Annotated in this window: 6 protein-coding genes and 1 riboswitch; of the genes, 5 read left to right on the top strand and 1 reads right to left on the bottom strand. The window is 72.9% G+C overall.

The window, feature by feature from the left end; all coding sequences use genetic code 11:
* Positions 1-372 (bottom strand): thiamine phosphate synthase (locus tag Q2100_RS29815; protein ID WP_302916922.1); only part of this gene is annotated, 372 nt, incomplete at its 3' end.
* Positions 373-482: 110 nt separating this feature from the next.
* On the opposite strand from Q2100_RS29815, the gene Q2100_RS29810 reads away from it, so the two are divergent.
* From Q2100_RS29810 to Q2100_RS29790, 5 genes are all read left to right on the top strand, one after another.
* Complete coding sequence (locus Q2100_RS29810) at positions 483-1,865, top strand: FAD-dependent oxidoreductase (protein WP_302916921.1); 1,383 nt, start codon at positions 483-485, stop codon at positions 1,863-1,865.
* 4 nt (positions 1,866-1,869) lie between these two features.
* Positions 1,870-1,980: riboswitch (TPP riboswitch) on the top strand.
* On the top strand, positions 1,970-2,980 hold the full coding sequence (gene thiO, locus Q2100_RS29805) for a glycine oxidase ThiO (protein ID WP_302916920.1): 1,011 nt from the start codon (positions 1,970-1,972) through the stop codon (positions 2,978-2,980). (Overlaps the previous riboswitch by 11 nt.)
* A complete protein-coding gene (gene thiS, locus Q2100_RS29800) occupies positions 2,977-3,174 on the top strand; it encodes a sulfur carrier protein ThiS (protein WP_264013607.1) in 198 nt (65 codons plus the stop codon). The genes thiO and thiS overlap by 4 nt, the downstream gene beginning before the upstream one ends.
* Positions 3,167-3,928: a thiazole synthase gene (gene thiG, locus Q2100_RS29795; protein ID WP_264013608.1), complete on the top strand. Its 762-nt coding sequence runs from the start codon at positions 3,167-3,169 to the stop codon at positions 3,926-3,928. The genes thiS and thiG overlap by 8 nt, the downstream gene beginning before the upstream one ends.
* Before the next feature lie 29 nt (positions 3,929-3,957).
* The coding region (locus Q2100_RS29790; protein ID WP_302916923.1) for an SGNH/GDSL hydrolase family protein at positions 3,958-4,451 on the top strand (494 nt) is incomplete at its 3' end.

Genomic DNA, 4,451 nt, shown 5'->3' with positions numbered 1-4,451 from the left:
GAGATCGTGGGTGGACCGGCCGACCACCGGTCCCGGCCGCAGGATGTCGCGGGCCAGCAGCAGCGGCAGGTCGTCCTGGCCGAGGTGCAGGCCGTCGGCGCCGGCCGCCCGCGCGATGTCGGCGCGGTCGTTGACCATCAGCAGTGCGCCGTGCCGTCGCGCCGCCTCGCCCAGCACCGCGAGCGCATCGATCTCCTGGCGTGCCTCCAGCGGGCCGAACCGCTGCTCGCCGGGCGAGCCCTTGTCCCGCAGCTGGATGAGGTCCACCCCGCCCGACAGCGCGGCGTCGGCGAACTCGGCGAGGTCACCGCGCTCGCGGCGGGCGTCGGTGCACAGATACAGCGAGGCGGCGGCCAGACGTTCGCGTGGCATGAGCACATCGCGACGCTAGCCGAAGTCGGGTAGCGGACTACTCTAGGCGGCCGCCTGAGCCGGGGAGACGCTCCATGAGCAGGTCAAACCCGGTGAAGGCAGGTGGCGGCATGGACAGAATCGGCGGACGCGCAGTGGTGCTCGGCGCGAGCATGGGCGGCCTGCTGGCCGCAAGGGTGCTCGCCGACCTCTACGACAGCGTCACCGTGGTGGAGCGCGACGTGCTGCCCGACGGCACCGCCAACCGCCGCGGGGTGCCGCAGGGGCGGCATGCGCACGCCCTGCTCGCGCGGGGCCGAGCCGCCCTCGACGAGCTGTTCCCGGAGTTCACCGCCGATCTCGTCGCCGCCGAGGTGCCCGCATTCGACTACCGGGACATGTCCCGGGCGTACACGCATCTCGCGGACCACGAGGGCATCCGCAGCGGAGCACTGCCCGGCGTCCCGCCGCTGTTCGTACCGAGCCGTCCACTGCTGGAAGGTCTGGTGCGGCAGCGCCTGCAGGCGATGGCCAGTGTGACCGTGCTCGACGGCCACGACATCGAGGGGTTCACAACGTCCAGCGAGGGCGACCGGGTGACCGGGGTACGGGTACGCGCCCATGGCTCCGGCGCCGAGGCCGCCCTGACAGCCGATCTGGTGGTCGACGCCTCCGGCCGCGGGGCGCGCACACCGGCGTTCCTCGAGAGCCTCGGATACGGGCGGCCGGTCGAGCAGAGCGTCGCCGTGCGCCTGGTGTACTCCAGCCAACTCCTCAGAATCCCGCCGGGAACCCTGCGGGAGATGCTCGCCCTGGTGAGCCCGACGCCGGGTCGTCCGACCGGGATGGCGCTGTTCGGATACGAGCACGACGCGTGGATGTTCACCGTCTTCGGCATGGCGGGCCATGAGCCGCCCGGTGAGCTGTCCGAGATGGTCGACTTCGCGACCGGCCTGGTGCCCGACCACATCCTGTCCGCCGTCCGGGCCGCCGAGCCGCTGACCGACGTGTGCCGCTTCCGTTACCCCGAGAGCCGGTGGCGTCGCTACGACAGGATGCGGCGCTTCCCCGCCGGCCTGGTGGTCATCGGCGATGCGATGTGCAGCTTCAACCCGATCTACGGCCAGGGCATGACGGTCGCCGCGCTGCAAGCGCTGGCCCTGCGGGGGTGTTTGCGCCGCGGAGACGACGATCTGGCCCGCCGCTACTTCCGGGCCGCGGCCAAACCGATCGGCGTGGCCTGGCAGTTCGCGGTCGGCTCCGATCTGCGGCTCCCCGGGATCGAGGGGCGCCTGCCGCTGTCGATGAGGCTGACCGGCCGGTACGTCGAGCGGTTGCAGAACGTCGCGGAGTACGACCCGGAGGTCGCCGCGCAGTTCCTGCGGGTGGTCGGCTTCCTCGACCCGCCGCCTGCGCTGATGCGCCCGAACGTTGCGCTGCGGGTGCTGGCGCCCCGGCGGCGGCCATCCGCTCAGACGAGGCGCGTTCCGGTTGAGGAGGTCGCCGCCGGGTAGTCTGGAGGCTCGACACGGGAGTCCCGGCACCGGGGACTGAGAGTGGGTGCGCGCCGCCCTTACCGTCGGACCTGATCCGGATCATGCCGGCGAAGGGAGCAGCAATGCCTCAGGGATCACTCGCCGTCATCGGTGGCGGCGTCATCGGCCTGGCCGTCGCGCGCCGCGCCGCGCTCGACGGCTGGCAGGTCTCGGTGCACCGGGCCGACGCGCACGGCGCGTCGTGGGTCGCCGGCGGCATGCTCGCCCCGCACAGCGAGGGCTGGCCCGGTGAGGAGCGGCTGCTGCAGATCGGCCTGGAGTCGCTGCGACTGTGGCACGAGGGCTTCCTCGACGGGATGCCGGACGGCGTGGTGACGGCACGGGAGTCGCTGGTGGTGGCCGTCGACCGCGCCGACGCGTCGGACCTGCGGACCGTGGCTCAGTTCCTGGCCGAGCAGGGGCACCCGGTCACCCCGACCACGTCCGCACGCGAGATCGAACCGCTGCTGGCGCAGGGCATCAGGCACGGCTTCGTCGCGGGAACCGAACTGGCGGTGGACAACCGGTTGGTGGTCGACGCGCTGGCCGCGCACTGTGACCGGCTCGGGGTCCGGTGGGAGGGCCCGGTCGACCAGCTGTCCGACGTCGGCGCCGACGTGCGGGTGATCGCCAACGGCATCGACGCGCCCACCCTGTGGCCCGGGCTGCCGATCCGGCCGGTGAAGGGTGAGGTGCTGCGATTGCGGTGGCGGCGCGGATGTATGCCGGTGCCGCAGCGGGTGATCCGGGCCCGGGTGCACGGACGGCCGGTCTACCTGGTGCCGCGCGGCGACGGGGTGGTGGTCGGCGCCACCCAGTACGAACACGGTCGCGACACCGCGCCCGCCGTCGCCGGGGTGCGCGAACTGCTCGACGACGCGTGTGCGGTGGTGCCTGCGCTGGGGGAGTACGAGCTCGCCGAGTGCGCGGCCGGGCTCCGGCCGATGACGCCCGACGGGGTGCCGATCGTCGAGCGCCTCGACGAGCGCACGATGGTGGCGGCAGGCCACGGCCGAAGCGGATTCCTGCTCGCACCGTGGACCGCCGAACGCGTCGCGGCCGAATTGAACGTCATGGCAGGGGTGAGGGCATGAGAGTCACGGTGAACAACGAGGACGTCGACCTGGACGGCCGGCCCACGGTGGCCGACCTGCTCGATCGGATGGGCTTCCCGGACAAGGGCATCGCGGTGGCGGTGGACTGGTCGGTGCTCCCGCGGTCGGAGTGGGAGACCCCGCTGGCCGACGGCGCGAGGGTGGACGTGGTGACGGCGGTGCAGGGTGGCTGATGCGGGCAAGTTGACGATCGCGGGTAGGGAGTTCGGCTCCCGGCTCATCCTCGGCACCGGCGGCGCGGCCAACCTGGCGGTGCTCGAGCAGGCGCTGGTCGCGTCGGGCACCGAGCTGACGACGGTGGCGATGCGGCGGGTGGACGCCGAGAGCGGCACCGGCGTGCTCGACCTGCTGAACCGGCTGGGCATCACGCCGCTGCCGAACACCGCGGGCTGCCGCGGCGCCGCCGAGGCGGTGCTCACGGCACAACTTGCGCGTGAGGCGCTCGGCACCGACTGGGTGAAGCTCGAGGTGATCGCCGACGAGCGCACCCTGCTGCCCGATGCGATCGAATTGGTCCGCGCCGCAGAGCAACTCGTCGACGACGGCTTCACCGTGCTGCCGTACACCAACGACGATCCCGTATTGGCGCGGCGGCTGGAGGACACCGGCTGCGCCGCGGTGATGCCGCTGGGTTCCCCGATCGGCACCGGTCTGGGCATCGCCAATCCGCACAACATCGCGATGATCGTCGAGCAGGCCGGCGTCCCGGTGATCCTGGACGCGGGGATCGGCACCGCCAGCGACGCGGCCATGGCGATGGAACTTGGCTGCGACGCCGTGCTGCTGGCGACCGCCGTCACCCGCGCCACCGACCCGGCGCTTATGGCCGCCGCGATGGCCGCCGCCGTCACGGCCGGACACCTCGCCCGGCTGGCAGGCCGGATCCCCAAGCGGTTCTGGGCGCAGGCGTCGAGCCCGTCGCTGTGAACGGCCGCTACGTCGCGCTCGGCAGTTCGATGGCCGCGGGGCCGGGTATCCGCCCGTCGGCCGACGGGGCGCCGTTCCGGGCCGGCCGGTCGGCACGCAACTACCCCCACCTGGTGGCCGCGGCGCTCGATCTCGAGCTGGTCGACGTCACCTACTCCGGCGCCACCACCGCCGACGTGCTCGACGAGCGGCAGAACGGCGTGCCGCCGCAGATCGAGGCGCTCGACGGTGACGAGCGCCTGGTGACCGTGACGATCGGCGGCAACGACGCCGGCTACGTGCCGCTGCTGACCGTCGCCGCGCTGCCGCGGTTCACCCGCTCACTGCCGCTGCTCGGCGGCCGGATCCTCGACCTGCTCGACCCGACGGCGCGCGACCGCGCCCTGGTGCTGGTCGCCGATTCGCTGCAGCGGGTCGGGCAGGCCGTCCGCGAACGTTCGCCGCGCGCCACCGTGCTGTTCGTCGACTACCTGACGCTGCTGCCGCCGGCCGGTTCGCCCGCACCGCCGCTGGCCGGTGTCGA

Origin of the sequence: Mycolicibacterium arseniciresistens, assembly GCF_030519285.1 — a bacterium.
Lineage (GTDB): Bacteria > Actinomycetota > Actinomycetes > Mycobacteriales > Mycobacteriaceae > Mycobacterium > Mycobacterium arseniciresistens.
Note: the sequence above shows the minus strand (reverse complement) of the source record. Positions and strands in the feature narration are given on the sequence as shown.

Bases quoted from the DNA above. Each gene is read 5' to 3' on its own strand.
- Q2100_RS29810 (WP_302916921.1), top strand. From the start codon at position 483: ATGGACAGAATCGGCGGACGCGCAGTGGTGCTCGGCGCGAGCATGGGC.
- thiO (WP_302916920.1), top strand. From the start codon at position 1,970: ATGCCTCAGGGATCACTCGCCGTCATCGGTGGCGGCGTCATCGGCCTG.
- thiS (WP_264013607.1), top strand. From the start codon at position 2,977: ATGAGAGTCACGGTGAACAACGAGGACGTCGACCTGGACGGCCGGCCC.